The organism is Maribacter litopenaei (assembly GCF_025244665.1).
Taxonomy (GTDB): domain Bacteria; phylum Bacteroidota; class Bacteroidia; order Flavobacteriales; family Flavobacteriaceae; genus Maribacter; species Maribacter litopenaei.
This window is the reverse complement of record NZ_CP104205.1, coordinates 2,000,897-2,020,556: the sequence shown is the minus strand read 5'-3', so window position 1 is coordinate 2,020,556 and position 19,660 is coordinate 2,000,897. Positions and strand designations below refer to the sequence as shown.

The 19,660-nt window shown below is 38.6% G+C and carries 20 protein-coding genes and 5 pseudogenes; 15 read left to right on the top strand and 10 right to left on the bottom strand.

Annotation, left to right across the window (positions count from 1 at the left end; translation table 11 throughout):
- Positions 1-69 precede the first annotated feature (69 nt).
- From NYZ99_RS10915 to NYZ99_RS10890, 6 genes and pseudogenes are all read left to right on the top strand, one after another.
- Positions 70-582, top strand: a complete 513-nt coding sequence (locus NYZ99_RS10915) for an RNA polymerase sigma factor (protein ID WP_260571171.1) — start codon at positions 70-72, stop codon at positions 580-582.
- A complete protein-coding gene (locus NYZ99_RS10910) occupies positions 569-1,018 on the top strand; it encodes a hypothetical protein (RefSeq protein ID WP_260571170.1) in 450 nt (149 codons plus the stop codon). The genes NYZ99_RS10915 and NYZ99_RS10910 overlap by 14 nt, the downstream gene beginning before the upstream one ends.
- 69 nt (positions 1,019-1,087) lie before the next feature.
- Positions 1,088-1,642, top strand: coding sequence for a DUF4252 domain-containing protein (locus NYZ99_RS10905; protein ID WP_260571168.1), 555 nt, complete (start codon positions 1,088-1,090; stop codon positions 1,640-1,642).
- A gap of 44 nt (positions 1,643-1,686) precedes the next feature.
- Entirely contained in the window at positions 1,687-2,232 is a 546-nt protein-coding gene (locus NYZ99_RS10900; protein ID WP_260571167.1) for a DUF4252 domain-containing protein, read from the top strand.
- A 68-nt stretch (positions 2,233-2,300) separates the two neighbouring features.
- A complete protein-coding gene (locus NYZ99_RS10895; protein WP_260571166.1) occupies positions 2,301-2,840 on the top strand; it encodes a DUF4252 domain-containing protein in 540 nt (179 codons plus the stop codon).
- Between the two features lie 169 nt (positions 2,841-3,009).
- Positions 3,010-3,797: pseudogene (locus NYZ99_RS10890) on the top strand (mechanosensitive ion channel family protein).
- 31 nt (positions 3,798-3,828) lie between these two features.
- On the opposite strand, the pseudogene purB reads toward NYZ99_RS10890, so the two are convergent.
- A pseudogene (gene purB / locus NYZ99_RS10885) lies at positions 3,829-5,172 on the bottom strand (adenylosuccinate lyase).
- Between the two features lie 140 nt (positions 5,173-5,312).
- Positions 5,313-5,849 carry an adenylosuccinate lyase gene (locus NYZ99_RS10880; protein WP_260571165.1) on the bottom strand — a complete coding sequence of 179 codons (537 nt, stop codon included), beginning with the start codon at positions 5,847-5,849 and terminating at the stop codon, positions 5,313-5,315.
- Positions 5,850-5,875: 26 nt separating this feature from the next.
- Between NYZ99_RS10880 and NYZ99_RS10875 the strand changes: the two genes are divergently transcribed.
- Positions 5,876-6,349, top strand: coding sequence for a heme-binding domain-containing protein (locus NYZ99_RS10875; RefSeq protein WP_260571164.1), 474 nt, complete (start codon positions 5,876-5,878; stop codon positions 6,347-6,349).
- Here the strand turns inward: NYZ99_RS10875 and NYZ99_RS10870 are convergent.
- Positions 6,312-7,004: an SIR2 family NAD-dependent protein deacylase gene (locus NYZ99_RS10870; protein ID WP_260571162.1), complete on the bottom strand. Its 693-nt coding sequence runs from the start codon at positions 7,002-7,004 to the stop codon at positions 6,312-6,314. The two genes, NYZ99_RS10875 and NYZ99_RS10870, sit on opposite strands and share 38 nt — an antisense overlap.
- Positions 7,005-7,049: 45 nt before the next feature.
- Here NYZ99_RS10870 and NYZ99_RS10865 point away from each other — a divergent pair.
- The 3 genes and pseudogenes from NYZ99_RS10865 (at position 7,050) to NYZ99_RS10860 (ending at position 8,275) form a co-directional block, all read left to right on the top strand.
- A pseudogene (locus tag NYZ99_RS10865) lies at positions 7,050-7,705 on the top strand (TrmH family RNA methyltransferase).
- Between the two features lie 44 nt (positions 7,706-7,749).
- The gene (locus NYZ99_RS21835; RefSeq protein ID WP_338038966.1) at positions 7,750-7,884 is read left to right on the top strand and encodes a hypothetical protein; all 135 of its coding nucleotides are present in this window, start codon (positions 7,750-7,752) and stop codon (positions 7,882-7,884) included.
- A complete protein-coding gene (locus NYZ99_RS10860; protein WP_338038965.1) occupies positions 7,871-8,275 on the top strand; it encodes an SRPBCC family protein in 405 nt (134 codons plus the stop codon). Before NYZ99_RS21835 ends, NYZ99_RS10860 begins: the two co-directional genes overlap by 14 nt.
- 8 nt (positions 8,276-8,283) lie before the next feature.
- Here NYZ99_RS10860 and NYZ99_RS10855 read toward each other — a convergent pair whose 3' ends face one another.
- The 7 genes and pseudogenes from NYZ99_RS10855 to NYZ99_RS10825 all read right to left on the bottom strand — a co-directional run bounded on the left by NYZ99_RS10855 (position 8,284) and on the right by NYZ99_RS10825 (position 14,901).
- A complete protein-coding gene (locus NYZ99_RS10855; protein ID WP_260571161.1) occupies positions 8,284-9,105 on the bottom strand; it encodes a metallophosphoesterase in 822 nt (273 codons plus the stop codon).
- Between the two features lie 32 nt (positions 9,106-9,137).
- Entirely contained in the window at positions 9,138-10,787 is a 1,650-nt protein-coding gene (locus tag NYZ99_RS10850; protein WP_260571160.1) for an alpha-amylase family glycosyl hydrolase, read from the bottom strand.
- Between the two features lie 91 nt (positions 10,788-10,878).
- Positions 10,879-11,649, bottom strand: a complete 771-nt coding sequence (locus tag NYZ99_RS10845) for a carboxypeptidase-like regulatory domain-containing protein (protein WP_260571159.1) — start codon at positions 11,647-11,649, stop codon at positions 10,879-10,881.
- Positions 11,650-11,723: 74 nt separating this feature from the next.
- Positions 11,724-13,519 (bottom strand): annotated as a pseudogene (locus NYZ99_RS10840) (DEAD/DEAH box helicase).
- A 162-nt stretch (positions 13,520-13,681) separates the two neighbouring features.
- Positions 13,682-14,026: a DUF4337 domain-containing protein gene (locus tag NYZ99_RS10835; protein WP_260571157.1), complete on the bottom strand. Its 345-nt coding sequence runs from the start codon at positions 14,024-14,026 to the stop codon at positions 13,682-13,684.
- Positions 13,992-14,327 (bottom strand): DUF4337 domain-containing protein, encoded by a 336-nt coding sequence (locus NYZ99_RS10830; protein ID WP_260571155.1) that lies wholly within the window; start codon positions 14,325-14,327, stop codon positions 13,992-13,994. Before NYZ99_RS10830 ends, NYZ99_RS10835 begins: the two co-directional genes overlap by 35 nt.
- Positions 14,314-14,901, bottom strand: a complete 588-nt coding sequence (locus NYZ99_RS10825) for a non-canonical purine NTP diphosphatase (RefSeq protein ID WP_260571154.1) — start codon at positions 14,899-14,901, stop codon at positions 14,314-14,316. The genes NYZ99_RS10830 and NYZ99_RS10825 overlap by 14 nt, the downstream gene beginning before the upstream one ends.
- A 329-nt stretch (positions 14,902-15,230) precedes the next feature.
- Here NYZ99_RS10825 and NYZ99_RS21830 point away from each other — a divergent pair, with 329 nt between their 5' ends.
- The 5 genes and pseudogenes from NYZ99_RS21830 (at position 15,231) to serA (ending at position 19,649) form a co-directional block, all read left to right on the top strand.
- Entirely contained in the window at positions 15,231-15,416 is a 186-nt protein-coding gene (locus tag NYZ99_RS21830) for a hypothetical protein (RefSeq protein ID WP_338038964.1), read from the top strand.
- A gap of 91 nt (positions 15,417-15,507) precedes the next feature.
- Positions 15,508-16,113: a SatD family protein gene (locus NYZ99_RS10815; RefSeq protein ID WP_260571153.1), complete on the top strand. Its 606-nt coding sequence runs from the start codon at positions 15,508-15,510 to the stop codon at positions 16,111-16,113.
- Positions 16,113-16,817, top strand: coding sequence for a DUF3307 domain-containing protein (locus NYZ99_RS10810; RefSeq protein WP_260571152.1), 705 nt, complete (start codon positions 16,113-16,115; stop codon positions 16,815-16,817). Before NYZ99_RS10815 ends, NYZ99_RS10810 begins: the two co-directional genes overlap by 1 nt.
- Positions 16,818-16,823: 6 nt before the next feature.
- Complete coding sequence (locus NYZ99_RS10805; protein WP_260571151.1) at positions 16,824-17,603, top strand: alpha/beta fold hydrolase; 780 nt, start codon at positions 16,824-16,826, stop codon at positions 17,601-17,603.
- A 154-nt stretch (positions 17,604-17,757) separates the two neighbouring features.
- Positions 17,758-19,649, top strand: a pseudogene (gene serA, locus NYZ99_RS10800) (phosphoglycerate dehydrogenase).
- Positions 19,650-19,660: the final 11 nt, after the last annotated feature.

Genomic DNA, 19,660 nt, shown 5'->3' with positions numbered 1-19,660 from the left:
CAAAAATCGTTGAATGTCGTCTTCCATATAGAAAGCCTTGATAAGGTATTTTGAACAACTAAACCGGAAATGAAACAAGCTGAATTTTTAAATGTGGTAATGCCCTTTAAGGATAAGTTGTACCGATTGGCCAAACGCCTTTTGGTATCCAGCGAAGAAGCTGAGGACGCCACCCAGGAGATTTTGCTAAAGCTTTGGTCTAAGAAAAAGGCAATGGAGTCTTACAACAACGTAGAAGCTTTTGCCATGACCATGACAAAGAATTTTTGTTTGGATCGATTAAAATCGAAACAGGCAAGCAACTTGAAACTGGTACACAGTAATTATGGAGATGAAGGGAGTTCTTCCCTGCAAAAACAGGTCGAGGCAAGGGACAGTCTTAGTTGGGTGGAAAGGATAATGGATGAGTTACCGGAACAACAAAAAATGGTACTTCAGTTAAGGGATGTGGAGCAATATGAGTACGAGGAGATAGAGGAGCTTTTGGGAATGAAACCAACTGCAATACGTGTAGCGCTTTCAAGAGCAAGAAAAACAGTTAGAGAAAAATTAATTCAAAAACATAGTTATGGAATTGGATAAGATAGAAAAATTGGTAGAAAAGTATTTCACAGCAACCACCACGGTGGCTGAGGAAAAAATGCTAAGGGAATATTTTTTAAGGGAGGATATCCCGGCACATTTAGAGCAATATGCCCCTATGTTCCAATATTTTGCCTCTGCCAAGGAAGAGCGTTTTACCAAACAGCTGGCCTTGACACAAGAATCAAAAGGTATTAGAGGCAATTTTTATAAATGGGCATCGATTGCAGCAGTGGCGGTTTTTACCATCGGTCTGTACTTTTATAATCCAACTCCAAAGCCCATTTCCTTAGCAGATGAATATACACAAGAGGAGATTGCCTCCGCTCAGGAAGCACTTGCCTTACTGGCCATGAACTTTAACAAGGGAACAGAGCAATTGTACCATTTGGAAGAATTTGAAAAGAATACCAGCAAATTTTTAACGAAAGAGTAATTATAATTTAAAAGGAAATAGTAAAACGAGTTAGGTTAAATTTTAATAACAAGAATAATAAACAAAAACATGAAAAAGATAGTATTTATAGTAGTCTTGGCCTTGGCACCTTATTTTTCAGTTGCCCAGGATATTTTTGACAAGTACGAGGACAACGACAAGGTGACCTTTGTGGCCATGCAGCCTAAAATGTTCCAAATGCTCGGAAAAATGAGTGTAAACTCTGACGACCCGGAAGCTAAGGAATTCTTTGAACTAGTAAACTCTATTACGAGTTTCAAGGTAATCACCACGGATGATCCCGCAATATCTAAAGATGTGGATGGTTGGGTAGCCAATAGACTAAAAAGTTCCTCTTTTGAAGAACTGATGCGCGTAAGGGATGGAGATAGCAACGTAAAATTCTATGTAAAGGAAGGAAAGGATGATGATCATGTAAAGGAATTATTGATGTTCGTTACCGGAATGAAGGATATGGATATAGACATCAATGGCAAAAAATTGGAAACGGTTTTGCTTTCCTTGACCGGAGACATTAATCTTAGATCGGTATCAAAACTTACTGATAAAATGGATTTACCAGGAGGGGATCAATTGGGCAAGGCCAGCAAAAAAAGTAATTAATCAAAAATCAATAATTCATCATTAACAATCAAAAAACAACAGTCATGAAAAAATTAGTAGTAATATTATTAGTAGCTATTGTACCGTCATTAGGCTTTTCACAATCCATCTTTGACAAGTACGAGGATATGGACAATGTAGGTTCTGTAATCGTAAACAAGGGAATGATAGATTTGGTTTCCAAAATAGGAGAACTGGACAATGACAAGGAAACAAGAGAGTTTGTAGAGGTAGCAAAAGGGTTACAGGGAGTAAAGGTCTTTATGACCGAGGATGAAAGCGTATCCATGGATATGTCCAAAACCGTAAAACAATATTTAAAAAGCTCTAAATTGGAGGAATTGATGCGAGTAAAGGATAAGGACGTCAACGTTAAGTTCTACGTTAAAAATGGAAAGAACGAAAACCATGTAACGGAATTGCTTATGTTCGTTTCCGGTATGGAGAATGTCGAAATTGGCCATAATGGAAGAAAATTGGAAACGGTATTGGTGAGTCTTACAGGAGATATAGACCTTAATAAAATAGGTTCCCTAACAAATAAAATGGATCTTCCTAAAGACTTGAACAAAGCCGGTGGAAGTAAGTAAGGTATTTAATTTTAGAAAAGGTATAGGCAAATTGAATGGTTTGCCTGTACCCATTTAAAGGAAATGATATGAAAAAAATAAAAAATATACTGGCGATTTTAATGGTAGTTCTACTCAGCTCTTGTTCTTCAACCCGGAGTTTACAGGAGTATTATATTGATAATACAGAAAATCCAAATTTCCTGCATTTGGATGTGCCTACCAGTATATTAAAATTGGACGAAGCCAGTCTTACGGAGTCACAAAGAACGGCTTTGTCGTCTTTGAGAAAACTGAATATTTTGGCCTTTAAGAAGACCGAGGAAAATACTACTCAATATAAAGCTGAGAAGCAGCAGGTCAAAGCCATACTTTCCAATGACGTATATTCGGAACTTATGAAGATGAATACGGAATTTGGTAGGGCGACCATTAAATATTTAGGTGATGATGACGCCATTGACGAGGTGATCATTTATGGTGATAACGACGAAAGGGGATTTGCACTTATTCGAGTATTGGGAAATGATATGAATCCAGCTCATTTTATGCAACTTTTGCAGGCAGTTCAGAAATCCGATTATAAAGGAGAAGGTCTTGGCGCACTTGGAGATTTTCTAAAAGGCTAGGTAAAAAACTTACCAAACAATTGAAGTCCCTTCTTAGTAAAATTAGATGGGACTTTCTGTTTTTTAGGGGTTTAGCCTAAAAAATTTGTGACCTTCTACGTATATTAGGGTCATATCATAAGTAGAGTATCAACCATTAAACCTGAAAACTATTATGGAAAATTTATCTATGGATGCTATTATGGGTTATGTAGAAACCTATGGTGTACCTTTATTAAAGGCAATTTTAATTTATATTCTTGGTGCCTGGGTAATAAAAAAAATTATCAAGGCGGTAAGAAAAATGTTTGCAAAGGGCACGTATGATGAGTCCCTACAGAAATTTTTGGTAAACCTAGTTTCCTGGGGGCTAAAGATTTTCTTGATAATTACCGTGATATCTACTCTTGGGGTGGAGACTACCAGTCCGGCAGCCGTAATAGCAGCCGCCGGTTTAGCTGTGGGTCTTGCCCTGCAAGGGTCCTGTCCAATTTTGCAGGAGGAGTCCTTATTATGATTTTCAAACCCTATAAAATTGGAGACCTTATTGAGGCGCAGGATGTGCTGGGTTCGGTAAAAGAAATAGAAATCTTTACTACCAAGCTGGTAACACCACAAAATAAATTGGCCATTATACCCAATGGGGCCATTGCCAATGGAAATATCATCAATTATACCGCTGAAGGTAAAATGCGAGTGGATACCGTGGTGGGTGTTGATTATGGCTCGGATATCAAAAGGACGAAGGAGGTTTTATTGGATATGCTCAAAGCAAATCCAAAAGTCTTGAAAGAACCTGCCCCATCCGTAAACGTATCGGAATTGGCGGATAGTTCTGTAAATGCGGTCGTAAGGCCATATTGCAAACCGGAAGACTATTGGGATGTCTATTTTGGCACTATAGAAGGAACCAAAGCAGCATTGGACAAAGCTGGAATTGAAATTCCATATCCACATGAAGTGCAAATAAACAAATAACAAAAAGGGCCGATGATTTTCGGCCCTTTTTTTAAATCCCAGTATAATTACTTGGAGAGATTTGTTTTAGTTCTTTTTTGATTTCGTCAGAAACATCCAAAGTATCAATGAAGGAAGCGATTGATTCCTGGTTGATTTTTTCATTGGTTCTAGTGAGTCCCTTTAAGGCTTCGTATGGGTTTGGATATCCCTCTCTTCTTAGTATAGTCTGTATCGCTTCGGCTACCACCGGCCAGTTATTTTCAAGATCTTGTTCAAACTTGTCCTTGTTCAATAGTAATTTGTTAAGGCCTTTAAGTGTAGAAAGAAATGCAATAATGGTGTGGGCAAAAGGCACACCAACGTTTCTTAGAACTGTACTGTCCGTTAAATCGCGTTGCAATCTGGATACGGGTAATTTTGCCGATAAATGCTCAAAAATGGCGTTTGCAATTCCTAAATTCCCCTCGGAATTTTCAAAGTCGATTGGATTTACTTTATGGGGCATGGCAGATGAACCTACTTCCCCGGCCTTGATTTTTTGTTTAAAATAATCCATGGAAACGTAGAGTCCAAAAATCCCTATCCAAATCTAGGATTATGGTATTGATACGCTTCAACGTGTCAAACAAAGCTGCCATGTGGTCATAGTGTTCAATTTGAGTTGTTGGAAACGAATGGTGTAATCCCAGTTTCTCTTGAACAAATTTTTCTCCAAATGCCTTCCAATCTATTAAAGGATAAGCGACTTTGTGTGCATTGTAGTTTCCCGTTGCGCCCCCAAACTTAGCAGCACTGGGTATATCGTTCAAAAGATTGAACTGTTCCTTTAATCGTACGGTAAAAACGTCTATTTCTTTACCTAAACGCGTAGGCGAGGCAGGTTGCCCATGAGTTACGGCCAGCATAGGAACATTGGCCCATTCTTTGGCCAATTCTTCCAATTTGTTTAAAACATTAAAGTATTCGGCACATATACATCGTTTATCGCTTCTTTAATTGATAGGGGAATAGCGGTATTGTTGATATCCTGAGAGGTTAGTCCAAAGTGAATGAATTCCTTGAACGAAGACAATCCAAGTCTATCAAAGGCCTTTTTTATAAAATATTCTACGGCTTTAACATCATGGTTGGTGGTTTTTTCAATTTCCTTTATGTCCGTAGCGTCTTGGGCATCAAAATTTTGATAAATGTCTCTAAGCGCAAAAAACTTGGATGTGTCGAAAGACGAAAGTTGGGGCAAGGGAATTTCGCACAGTGCTATGAAATATTCTATTTCAACCCTAACCCTATATTTAATCAAAGCTTCTTCTGAAAAATAAGGAGCTAAGTTTTCTACTTTTTTTCGGTATCGACCATCAATAGGGGAGATGGCATTCAGCGCATTCAGAGCCATAATAATTATCTTAATTGAAAACGGCAAAGATACCGAATAGTACTAGAGTTTAAAACTGTTCTTTGAACTAAAATTCAGCAAATTTAAGACCCTGAATTTGAACGTAATGGAACATTTATTTTAGTTTTTTAAGAACCATCCTAGCCCTTGCTTGATACGCCGCACTTCCTAGTGAATAATTTTGCTCCGAGAACCATTTTGAGCTCAGGATGAATCCAGCTATATTTTGTACCTAACAAATACAAACTTGTCATAGAATACGCCTTTGCTGCCACCTTATGCTCTCCAATGAGCCAATCGAAACAGGCCGAAGTCATTTTTTCTAGATGAGAATCGCTTATTCGTTGTTTGATAAGATCATTTTCTTCGGAAAAATAACTTTCTGTTAGAAGTTCGCACACTTTGGCAATCGGACGCACGGCCGATTCCAATTCAACTTGTCCCAAAACTTCCACAAATGTATCGAGATAGGGAAAAATAGCATCTAATTTTTTACGTGCTACAACTTCTAAAATCCAAGCGGCCTTGCAAGAGATAGGGTCTTTTGTTAGCTTTATAACTTCCAATAAGGGCAATATTATTGTTGGATTCGAAAAGACCATATTGGCCATTTGAGTTCTTTTGTCCCTGGAGTGGTCAACATAGTCCAAGGATTCATATAGTTCTTGCTGAGTCATGGACTTAAAAATACTAAAGATAACAGATGAAACTATTAAAAAAAATATTGATCGGGTTGTTAATAATTTTCATTGCGGTTCAGTTCTATCGACCGGAAAAGAATATTTCTAAAGAAAACGATACGGTGGCATTCATGCAAGAAACAAATCCCCCCGAAGAAGTGCGGGTCATTCTTAAAAATGCCTGTTTTGACTGCCACAGTAATAACACTATATACCCGTGGTACAATAATATAGCACCCGTTTCTTTTTGGTTAGCGGATCATATTGAGGAGGGAAAATCTGAATTAAATTTTTCTGATTGGCAGAATTATTCTGAGAAGAAAAAGGACCACAAGTTAGAAGAACTTTATGAGGAAGTAGAGCGTAAATCCATGCCGCTTAATGAATATACCTGGATCCATGAGGAGGCCAAACTAAGTGAGAAGGAAATCGAAGCAGTTGTTAAATGGGCAAAGGATACTAGGTCACTTTATCAATTAGGGAATCTACCAAAGTAGGAACACCATCCACGGCAGTTTTAGCCATAATTGTTAGGTTTGGTATACTTTTCTCTTTTATTGAAGGTCTAGGGTCTATAAAATAAATAGGGGTGCCATCACTAATGAAATTGATAAGGCTAGCGGCTGGATACACTTGCATAGAGGTGCCAATAATAATGAGGATATCTGCATTTCGGGTAATATTTATTGCCGTGTCCAATAATGGAACCGCCTCCCTGAACCAAACAATATGGGGTCTTAATTGATATCCATTTTTACAAAGGTCCCCTAATGAAATGTCTTCTTTTATCGTCATTATATCCGATTCATTACCCAAACTTCTTGCCTTTAAGAGTTCTCCATGTAAATGCAGAACATTTGAACTGCCGGCCCTTTCATGTAGGTCGTCCACATTTTGTGTAACTATCTCTACGCTAAAATGACCCTCTAATCTTGCCAATGATTTATGGGCTTCGTTGGGTTCAACCGTAAGCAACTGTCTTCTTCGCTGATTATAGAACTCTAAAACAAGTTCCGGATTTTGTTCAAAGGCCTGTGGGGTGGCAACCTCCATGACATCGTGACCTTCCCAAAGTCCATCGGCATCCCTAAAGGTTTTTAATCCACTTTCGGCACTCATTCCGGCACCTGTTAATACCACTACTTTCTTCATGTAATCGCTTTATTTCAAAAATATACTTTTTATTATCTTGGTTTTATGGAAGAAAAGGAACTTTTGGATTATTTGGAAAATTTCATTTCCGAAGAAAGAAAGGAACGATTTATATCAATTCTTGAAAACCGCACCAACTTTATTTCGGTCGCCATCGAAGACGTATACCGGATGCATAATACAAGCGCGGTAATTCGTAGTTGTGAGTCCTTTGGGGTTCAAAAAGCGCATTTAATAGAGGGAAGGTTCGGTAAACGATTGGATAAAAAAATTGCTATGGGAGCGCAGCAATGGGTAGATATACATAGGTATTCCACTTCTACTGAAGCTATTTCAACTTTAAAGGAGCAGGGATATAAAATTGTTGCCACAAGCCCCCATGCAAATAGTTCACTCTTGTCCGACTTCAAATTGGAGACCCCAATAGCCCTCTTTTTTGGAACCGAAAAGGAAGGTCTGAGTCAAGAGGTTATGGAAAAGGCCGATATGTTTTTAAAAATTCCTATGGTAGGATTTACGGAAAGCCTAAACATCTCTGTTTCCGCGGCAATTATTCTCCAAGATTTGACCACGAAACTTAGAAAAAGTAACCTACCATGGCCATTGACTGAAGCCGAAATTCGGAAAAAAGACTGGATTGGATCAAGAAATCCATTAAGAGTATCGAGGAAATTCTGATAAGATTTTACCAGCCAAAATAGATTTTTTAGTACATTAGGGGTATGACCAACTAATTAAAAATCAAATGACTACCTTAGTTTATATCTTGGCTGCCATAATTGTATTAATCATTTTTCTTGCGGCAATTGCACCAAAAACCTATGATGTTTCCGAAGTGTGGAAATTAATGGCACAAAAGAAAAAATATGGCCCTACCTAAAATATTTGGAGAAACAACGGGAATGGATTCCCATGGGCAAAAAGGGCCGAATATGGATACCAAACTTACGGGAACCGACGGTGAGGTTGGTGCGATAAGTTATTGGAATGGCAATAAGCAGGTAGGGGAAGGTGAACAGGAAATCACGAATATTGTAGAGGGTGAAAGGGCAGATGGTGAGCTCCGTTTCCTCAAGCCTATGAAATCGAAATCCGACTGTTATTTGGTTCTTGAAGAAAAATCACCAACCGAAAGTAAGGTAACTTGGGGATTTAAGGGTAAAAGTGCTTTTCCTTTTAGTATTATGATGTTGTTCACCAGTATGGATAAGATGGTGGGTAAAGATTTTGAAGAGGGCCTTCAGATGCTTAAAGCCAAAATAGAAAGCTGAATCGATTTCTATACATAAAAAACAGAGGCTTCGGCACGTGCCCAAAACCTTACAGGCAATATTGTAGTACCTATTCCTTTGGAAACGTACATGGGCAAATCACTTGTTTTGTACCAACCTTTTAAATATTTACCGCTTCCATCCGGCTTAAAAAGTTCCTTTCCAAAAAAAGTTATCTGACCACCATGGGTATGTCCGGAGAGAATACATTTTATGTTCAATTTAACCGATAAATTTAGTACGCCAATGGTGTCACTATATTCAGGGCAATGGTTCAAAACAATAGTCTCCGAATCGCTATTTCCCATTGTCCGGATAGCATCGTTATAATTGGCATCGCCAGCGATGAAATCATCGATTCCCAATATTTCTATAGCTCTTCTTCCCTTGGTTAGTTTGTAACTTTCATTGATAAGAAGAATACCATTATGATTTCCCACAACATTTCTAAATTCATCCATAGGCACCTTTCCGCTGTGTTCTTTGTTACCATAGATAAAGATTTTTGGAATGGAGTCATCAAACAGATGTAGATACTCGTCAAGAAGGCCCAAACGGCTTTTTCTTGTGATAGTATCTCCCGTAAAAATCAGAGCGTCCGGCCTTAATTCTTTTACTTTTTCAACTATGGAAGTTAGGCCGGAATGTATGTCCCTAAGATGTAAGTCTGATAGTTGTACTAGTTTGATTTTTTCTTTAACACCATCTGATAGATCAAAATCTGTCCATTGAATAATGTGTTTCTCAAACCAAAAGGCATCAAAAGTAATAAGACCAATAAAACCTACTATAGATGTGAAAAGCCTTTTAAAAAATGTCCTTCTTTTCATTAATCCTCCTGCAAATCCGATTATTGGGATAGTTACTCTTTTAATTCCAAAAGTGCAACATCGTAGTCATTTTCCAATAGTACTTTTCCATTTTGTACGGTAACATCGGTTTGGGAATAGGTGTCGAACAGTTTTGTGCCATCCCCAAAGAAACCTTTCACCCGGATGGATTTTTTTCCATCCGGTAGATCCAATGCAACGACAATTTTATCTTTGACATCACCGTTCATATACGTTCTTCCAAAGGTATAAGGTGATTTTGACAATCTTCTATGTCTACCGGCCCCAACTGCCAAATGCTCCCGTCTAAATTTTCCCAATTTTCTCCAATGTTCCGGAATTTCTTTGGTTTGTTGTAAGGAGTCCAGCTCTTTCCAGTTCATAAACGAACGCAAAGTAGCGTCTCCTTGTGTGCTGTCGATAACTAAATTTCTTGCCGTTTCGTCACCATAATAAATTTGGGATGCTCCTGGAGTAAGCAGTAATACATTTGCCGCTCTTTTAGGCTCCTTTCTTTCCTTATCGAAAGGGCTGCCATCATCATGTGATGTGAGATAATTCATGACACTTTTACCCTTTAGACTAGTGCGTAAAAGCCTACTGTATTTAGAAAATATGGAGTCATATTCCTTGGCGGCATCAATCTTTAATTCAAAATTGATAAGACCTTTAAAACCGTTATCAAAATAATCTACTTTTTTATCTCCAAAATCATATTCCCTTCCCCCGGAGATACCATAGCCATACACTTCACCTACCGGATAGAAGGGCGTATCGTCCAAAACGGCGTTTGGATGTTTTCTCTTCCATGTTTCAAAGGCATAGGATGCTTCTTTCTGCAATTCAGCCCAGGCATTTTCATTTACATGTTTTACCGTATCTACCCTAAAACCATCGATTCCCAATTCATGAATATAGTCGGTAAGCCATTTTATAATATAAAATCTTGGGGCCCTAGGATACCCTGTTCTTTCAAAATATAATTGAAGCTCGTCCAGTTCTGTACTTAGTCTTCCTTCTTTTTTCCATTTTGCCGGAAGATGGTCCGGTAGCTCAACGGATTCATTGGAAAGTGTTTTTACATCAGGTAAATTATTAACTAGGGTACAATTCGTGGTATTTTCATAATTGGTGAACTGACAGATAGGTTCTGTAATCACCCATTCCTCCGGCCATACTGGATCTTCTTCTGTGATAGATCCCGTATGATTTAATACCACGTCCATTAAAATCCGAATACCATGCTCGTGAGCCGTTTTTACCAATTTGGCTAAATCCTGTTTCGTACCGAAGTTAGGGTCAAGGGCCGTCCAGTCCTTGGCCCAGTACCCATGGTATCCATAAGTGTTTCCAGTACCCTCATCTGTGTCACCGTGAATTTGCTCTACAACAGGGGTAAACCAAATTGCATTGATGCCTAACTCATCAAAATATCCTTCCTCTATTTTTTCTGATATACCCTGAATGTCCCCGCCCATGAAGCCTCTTAGTTTCCCGGTTGGATTGTCCCTATCGAAATTAATATCGTTATCAGGATTGGCATTATTGAATCTATCGGTCAATAAAAAGTAGACATTGGCACCTTCCCATGCAAAGGGTAGGTCTTTGTTGGAAATGCTGTCCCTTTCAATTTCACGGTTCCATAATCTCTTCCTTCCTTTCCAACTTGCAGGAAAGCACAAGAAGTATTAAAAAAACAAGAATAATTTTGGAGTATCTCATTTGCATTTTGAGTTTCGTTAAAGCTATAAAATGCAGATGGAAGGCTAAAATTTATTTTTTCCTATTTAGGACCTTGAATTCTTCATAGCAACTACTGATGGCGTCCAGAATCTGAAGATCGTTGGCAGTTGTAATAAAGGACTGGGAGTAATTACAATTATTGAGAATATCCTGTATATCCATTTTGTCCAATTGTAAAAGCTCCGTCAATGTTTCGCGATCAAATTTTGAAGCTAACAAATCCCGAATTCTATCATCCTCTTTCATCTGTCTGAGTTTCCGCATTTGGTTGGGTCTTTTGCCAAATAGGTTTCTGAGCAGATCCGCTGGATTCAATATAGCGCCTAACACTTTGGTTACGGCACTGGGGTTTTTATTTCCTCCCTCGTAGCCTACAGATAGTCCCGATATACTATATTGATAAGCATTGTTGATAGGAAGATTTTTTACATCAATTTCCAAATAACCTGTTAACTGATAAGGTCTTACGATTACCTCTTCCAAGGCATAGGCCAATTCAGTAAGGGCAATCTCCGTGTTTCCAAACCTGAACATGTCATTGGTGACCCTTATTTTTTGAGATTTAAATCCTAGATAAGTGAAATACAAGGTATCGTTTACAGCTGCGGATATTGAAAATTCCCCGTCCTCATCAGTAATCGTCCCCACAACCTGATTTAGATTTACCACATGGACGCTCTCCATAGGTTCATTGGTCCGGGCATTTTTTACGATCGCTTTTACTTTATTGGTTTCAGCATCCTCTTGAGCAAGTCCAATCAGGCTAAATAAACAAAATAGTCCTATAAAAAAAATGCGCATAAACCTGTCTCCTGAAATTTTAAAGGTACAAACAAAATAAAAAAATACGCCGAAGCGTACTTTTTAATATACAATTAACTAAAAGAAATCGCCCTTTTTCTTTCTACTACGTCTTTTACCGAATTGGGACTTTTTCCTTGTCCGCGGTCCCTGCCCTTGGAACGCCCCCCTTCATCATTTCTAGAGCCCTTTCTTCTTTTTCCATTATCCTTGTTGCCTTTTCCTCGGCGTTTACCACTGCTACTGCCACCGCCACCTGGATTGTTGGAAATCTCCACATTCACAAAGCGTCCATCTACTTTAAAGTCTTTAAATGTGCCTAGAATTTGTTCCGTAACTTCCCCATCGGTATTAAAAAAAGAAAAGCTTTCCTTTACATCTACTTTATATACGTCTTCTTTCCCAAGCCCAACGGTATCCCTAATAAAATCCTTAAGGGACATCCAATCGTACCCGTCTTTTTCGCCAACATTTATAAAATAGCGGACAGAACCATTGCTGTTGAAGGAAGCAGTAGATCTACCGGAGTCATTGGAATTGGATTGGGAAACATTTAAATCCTTGGTCTTGTTGTAATAATTGTAGAACCTTGTAAACTCTACGGAAACGATTTTTTTGATAAGCTCCTCCCTATCAATTCCTTTCAATACATCATTGATGGCTGGTAAAAAGGGATCTACCTCATTGTTGATTTTTGTCTCCTTGATTTTATTGGCAAGGTGATATAGTTGGATTTCACAAATTTCCATTCCCGTTGGAATGTCCTTTTGAATAAAATCCTGCTTAATGATATTCTCTATGGTCTTTATCTTACGCAGTTCGCTACGGGTAATAATTACCATTGATACACCGGATTTTCCGGCTCTACCTGTTCTTCCACTTCTATGGGTATAGGTCTCAATTTCATCGGGTAACTGGTAGTTGATAACATGGGTAATGTCATCCACATCAATTCCTCTCGGCGGCCACATCTGTTGCAACCAACATCCGGATCTGTTTTTTCCTAAAAGCGTTCATGACCAAATCACGTTGATTCTCGGCTGAGGTCTCCGTGCAATGCACCGGCGTTGTAACCATCCTCGATTAGTTTTTCGGCCACTTTCTGGGTATCCCTTTTTGTACGACAAAAAACCACGGAGAATATATCCGGGTTGGTATCCGCAAGTCTTTTTAGGGCAGGATAACGATCCCTACCACTTACTAGATAATATTCATGTTGTACCGTTGTTGCCCCGTAATTTTTTGCACCTACTGTTATTTCCTTTGGGGAATGCATGAACTTTTTAGCGATTATCGCAACCTCTTTTGGCATGGTTGCAGAGAATAACCAAGTTGATTTTTCATTTGGTGTGTTGGATAGGATATCCTGTATATCCTCAAAAAAGCCCATATTGAGCATTTCATCGGCTTCGTCCAATACGCAATAGTCGATTTTTGTAATATCTACAAGTCCACGACTGATCATATCTTTCATTCGACCAGGGGTGGCCACTACAATTTGGGCGCCTCTTTTAATCTGCCTAGCCTGCTCGGTAATACTTGCACCTCCATAAATGGCCACTACACTAATATTCTTTTCATACTTGGAATATAGTTGCAGCTCATTTGTGATTTGTAAGCATAGTTCCCTAGTCGGAGACAATATAAGTCCCTGGGTAGTTCTGCTATTGCTATCTATTTTCTGAATAAGGGGAAAACCGAAGGCTGCCGTTTTTCCTGTTCCAGTTTGTGCCAAGGCCACAAGGTCCGTGTCACTTTCCAATAAAATAGGGATTGCTTTTTCCTGTACTTCGGATGGGGATTCAAAACCCATATCCGAGACAGCATTCAATAGGGACTTCTCAAGTCCCAATGCTTCAAACTTTGTCATAATTACGTTATATACTTAATCGCAAATAAGAATGCTGCTTAGAGGGATTATCCTATATAACCTATTTAGACTCGGCGCAACACATGCTATACTAGCGGCGTTATTTAAAGCGGCAAAGGTACTGCTAATTAATGAGATGGAATAATAATTATTTATACAGTTTTAAGGTGCAAGGGTGTACCCATAAATGGACAATAGAATACCAATGATACCAAATATCACCATGGAAATGATAAAAGCCTTTTGCAACTTGGGATTATCATAGATGATAATACATACGGCACCTAAAACAATGCTTATCTGAAAAAACAGCATGCCCAAATCAAACTTTTTGGTAGCAAAATCATATTCATCTGCAAGGACTTCCCACTCGTTGATGCCAACAATCTTACCCATTTCCCCATCTAAGTCCTGTGCCCAAGCTTCTTGTTGAATATTCGCTGATCCTACCAAGATTTCATTTTTTTCGGTTTCATATTTCTTTATCTCGGCCTTTAACGTTCTCAATTTTTTCCTGTATGGCACCTACTTTTTCCTCATGTACGATGCCTGTTTCCAATAACGCCTGCAAATAATCCAGCTCGCTTTCCTTTAAGCTTTCCTTGATGCTTTTGGATTGGTACCAGCTGGAATAGTTCACGACCTTATTGTGGGCAATCATCATTTCCTCTTCCAATTCACCGTTTATCATTTGGGATATGGCCATTAAGGCGGCAAAAAAAGCGATTAGAACCCCGCCAACCGCTTCAGCTCTTTCAGAAGCTACCGAAACCTCGACGGTATCCGTGTTTTTTTTATCCTGTAACATGATTGTTCTTTAGGTAGGTTATAAGTTCAGAGAAGGCTTTTCCTCTGTGTCCTATTTCATTTTTTATATCAAGAGGCAGTTCCGCAAACGTTTCTTTATACCCATTTGGTCTAAATATGGGGTCATATCCAAAACCCTTTGTACCTTTTTTGGAACTGGTAATCCGGCCTTGAACTTTACCCTCAAAAAATATAGTTTCTTCACTTAAGTTTAATGCTATTACCGTTTTAAAATAAGCTGAGCGATCTTCTTTATCCTTTAGGTTTCCCAATAGTTTGTTCATATTGGCATTGGAGTCGTTTTCCTCGCCAGCATATCTTGCTGAATAAACTCCAGGTTCACCATTTAAAGCGTTAACCAGTAATCCCGTATCATCTGCAAAGCAAGGCACTTTATATTTATGGTATACAAAGTCCGCCTTTAGTTTTGCGTTGCCTTCCAGTGTTTTTGCTGTTTCTGGAATAGCCTCATTGATGCCTAAATCGTTAAGCGAAATCAATTGTATTCCATCAGGTAGTAACTGCTGTACTTCCCTAACTTTATTTTGATTGTGCGTAGCGAAAACAAGTTTCATTCTTGTTTATTAACCATATTAATTATGGGGTAATGAGCGTCAAAAATAGTAATTTTATACAATGGAGTTAAAAGTGCCGCCCGTATTGGTTTTTTTGTTTTTTGCATTGGTAATGTATCTGGTTATTTTGTTTTTGCCAGTAGGTTTTTTCGATTTTTTTGGACGTTTACTTCTAGCGAAAGCACTTTTAATTTTGGCCTGTATGATTGGGTTGGTCTCGTTATTCCAGTTTTTTAAAAGAAAAACTTCTGTGGATCCTTTGCATCCCGAAAAAGTGAATCAATTAGTAACCGCTGGCCTGTACAAGTATTCCGTGAAATCCTATGTATTTGGCCTTGTTGTTGGTTTTGCTCGGTTTCGGACTTTATTTAGGTAATGCCTTCAATACCTTGGTTGCTGCAGGTTTTGTGGCATATATGAATCGCTTTCAGATCATCCCGGAAGAAAGGATTCTCTTTGATAAATTCGGAAAGGAATATAAAACCTATTTAACCGCAACAAGGCGGTGGTTTTAATCGGTTTGTTCTATTATCAGAATAATTAATATTTAAAAATATTATCTATTTAGCTTATAAATTAATATATTAGCTTTTTAAATAATAAATTATGATTGCGATTATCACGGGAGATATTATAAATTCGGAAGGGCACCACGCCTCAGAATGGATTGATACCCTAAAACAATATTTTTCACGTTTTGGCCCGTCACCCATGAATTGGGAAATTTATAGAGGTGACGAGTTCCAGTTAAAGGTCACACAAGAAAATGCCTTGATAACGGCAATAATCATAAAGGCCTTGATAAAATCGATAAAGGATTTAGATGTACGTATGGGCATAGGTATAGGACTGGAAACCTATATTGGGTCCGGTGTAAGTGAATCAAATGGTCCTGCCTATCAACGCTCGGGTCGTAAACTGGAGTCCATAAAAGATGGAAAGGTAAACCTTAGTATCGCTACTGGAAACGAATTTTATGACCGGATCCTAAATTTAATGCTACAATTATCCTTGGATTTTATGGATAACTGGAGTGTTGTATCGGCAGAGATTATGGTCTTGGTCTTGGATGATCCAAAGGCGTCCCGTAAAGAGATTGCCAAAAAATTGGGCATAAAACAATCGGCGGTAAGCCAACGGTTAAAAAGAGCACGATTGGATTTGGTTTTGGACTTGTTGGACTATTATGAACAGGTAATTAAAGAAATTTAATGATGCAACTATTTGCGAAATTAGTTTTGGCACACCTCCTTGGTGACTTTATGTTGCAACCCACGAAATGGGTAGTTCATAAAGAAGCGAACAAAGCGGCATCGAGATATCTATATCTACATGCCCTAATTCATTTTGGCTTATACATGATTATGCTATGGGATATCCAAAAGTGGTGGATTGCCTCTATTTTGGCAATAAGCCATCTTTTTATTGATATGGCCAAACTTTACGTAAATCCGCTGTTCAAAAACAAAAGCATCCCATTTTTTCTTGACCAATTATTGCATCTATTAGTCATATACGTTTGTATGTACTATCAAAATCTTTATGAACATACCATGGCCCTATTTATTAGACTGGATTGGCCACTAGTTTTGGCAATTGTATTTGTTACCACTCCATCGGCTATAATCATGGGCAAATTTTTGGAAGGTATGTCCAATCAAATCAATACGGATCACAAATCATTGCCTAATGCAGGTAAATACATAGGTATTATAGAAAGATTATTTGTTCTGACATTTATTATCATTGGTAGGTGGGAAGCGATTGGGCTTTTGATTACCGCAAAATCCGTTTTTAGATTTAATGACCTAAAGGAAAGTAATAGCAGAAAACTAACTGAGTATATTTTAATAGGCACCTTGGTTAGCTTTGGTTTGGCCATTGTAACCGGGCTGTTATACGTAAACTGGAACTAATTCAAAATGAAAAAAGCAGCCTATATTCTTTTATTTTTTATACTTCATAAGGTCTCGACCGCACAAGTTAATTACTTTGTTTCCTTTGATGGAACCCATATTACGTATACCGATGAAGGGTTTGGGGAGACGGTACTGCTTTTGCACGGGTTTTTAAGCTCCGGAAAGTCATGGGACAACACCAAATTAAAGAAGGATTTGCTAGAAAAAGGATATAGGGTCATAGCTCCCGATTTGAGAGGCAATGGTCAGTCCGATAAACCCCAAGAAGAAAAGTTTTATCAAGATAATGCCGAAGTAAAGGACATTAAGCTCCTAATGACCCATTTGCACGCAAAAAGCTATAATGCCATTGGCTATTCTAGAGGGAGTATAATTTTGGCGGAGCTCCTAACAGAGGATGCAAGAATAAAGAAAGCTGTTTTAGGGGGTATGGGAATTGACTTTACCGATCCTCAATGGGATAGGCGTTTAGCCTTTGCGGGTGCGTTCAATGGGAAAGTAACGGAAATGACCCAGGGTGCGGTGGATTATGCGAAGTCCATTGATGCCGATTTAAGGTCCCTTTACTTACAACAGAAGTATCAGCCTTCCACCCCAGTAGATGAACTGCGTACATTGGGGATAAAGATTTTGGTCATTGCAGGTGAAGATGATATGGATAATGGAGATCCGATAGCTCTAAGCAACGTATTTAAAAAGGCAAAGCTTGCTATAGTGCCCGGTGAGCATAATGGTACTTGGAAAACCCAGGAATTTTCAGATGAGATACTTAAGTTCCTGTAATGAAATCAGAGAAGCAAAGAGGCGGAGTTTTACAATTAGCTCATTACAGGTTCTTTTTGTTTAATTTTAATCAAGCCTTAAAAACAACGGATTTAATTTTTACTTTTGCCACTTGATTCGAAGTACTTCTTTATAGCTTAGAAAGCTTCTGAAAATGGTTGCAACGGGTAGAAAATATGTTTTTGATTTTGATAGTACCTTGACACGGGTCGAGGCACTGGACGTGTTGGCGGAGATGACCCTGGAAGGTAAATCCAATAGGGAGGAAATTGTTAGTGAAATTCAGCGGATTACCAATTTGGGTATCGATGGAGATATTTCGTTTACGGAATCTTTGGAACGCCGATTGAAACTTTTGGATGCAAATAAGGAAGACCTTGAAAAACTTGTGGACGAGCTACGACAGAAAATTTCAAAGTCCATTGCGGCAAACAAAGAGTTTTTTGAGAAATATTCCGATGACATCTATGTGATTTCCTGTGGATTTAAGGAGTTTATAGATCCCATAGTAAAGGAATACAATATACCTTCTGACCGAGTGTATGCAAATACTTTTAGGTTTGATGAAAATGGAAATATCGTTGGGTTCGATGAGAAAAATGTACTCTCGCAACACAATGGAAAAATAGAATGCCTGAAACAGATGAACTTGGAAGGAGAGGTTCAGGTCATAGGTGATGGTTATAGTGATTACGTAATGCGGGAAGCCGGAATTGCACATAAGTTCTTTGCGTACACCGAAAATGTACATAGAGAAAAGGCCGCTAAAAATGCCGACCACGTTACACCTAATTTAGATGAATTTTTATTTGTGAACGATTTGCCAAGAAATATATCTTACCCCAAGAACAGAATTAAAATCCTTTTATTGGAAAATGTCCATACCGATGCCTTTGATAGCCTTTCGAGCGAAGGGTTTTCGGTCGAACTTTTAAAACACAGCTTATCTGAGGAAGAGCTAGTTGAAAAAATTAAGGATGTACACGTGCTGGGGATACGTTCTAAGACCCAGGTAACCCAAAAGGTTTTGGACGCTGCTGAAAAATTATTGGTGGTGGGAGCATTTTGTATCGGTACGACCCAAATTGATTTGGACCATGCCAAGAAAAAAGGTATAGTCGTTTTCAATGCGCCTTACAGTAATACCCGATCCGTAGTTGAACTCGCCATAGGTGAAATTATCATGTTGATGCGTAGCGTTTTCGCTAGAAGCTCGGAAATACATAAAGGCCAATGGCAGAAAACTGCTGCAGGATCAAGAGAGGTTCGTGGAAAAAACCTAGGTATTGTCGGTTACGGAAATATAGGTAAGCAACTTTCCGTGTTAGCTGAGGCCATGGGTATGAAGGTATACTATTACGATGTTAACGATCAATTGGCCCTTGGGAATGCCGTTAAATGTAGCTCACTAGAGGATTTGCTAAGTATTTCTGATGTGGTGACACTACATGTAGATGATAATAAAGCCAACAAAAATTTCATCGGGGAACGCGAAATCAACCAAATGAAGAAAGGGGCAATGCTTATAAATCTTTCTAGAGGTTTCGTAGTGGATATCGATGCCTTGGCGGATGGATTGGAAAGTGGTAAGATTGGTGGAGCTGCTGTGGATGTTTATCCCGAGGAACCTAGTGGTAACGGTGATTTTAATACAAGGTTACAAGGATTCCCTAATGTCATTTTAACACCGCACGTAGGAGGAAGTACAGAAGAGGCCCAAAGGGATATCGCCGATTTTGTTCCGAACAAAATCATGGATTATATAAATTCGGAAATACCGTAGATGCGGTAAATTTCCCAAATATAAGGTTGCCCAAACAAAAGAATGTTCATCGCTTCTTGCACATTCATAAGAATGTTCCGGGAATCATGGCAAAAATCAACAAGGTTTTGGCAAAGTATGAGCTAAATATCTCCAGCCAATATTTATCCACGGATAGTGAAGTGGGTTATGTGATTACTGACTTGGACAAAGAATACAATAAGGATGTTATCAAGGCCTTAAAAAAGGTTGAAAACACTATAAAATTTAGGGTTCTTTACTAAGGCCCATTCAT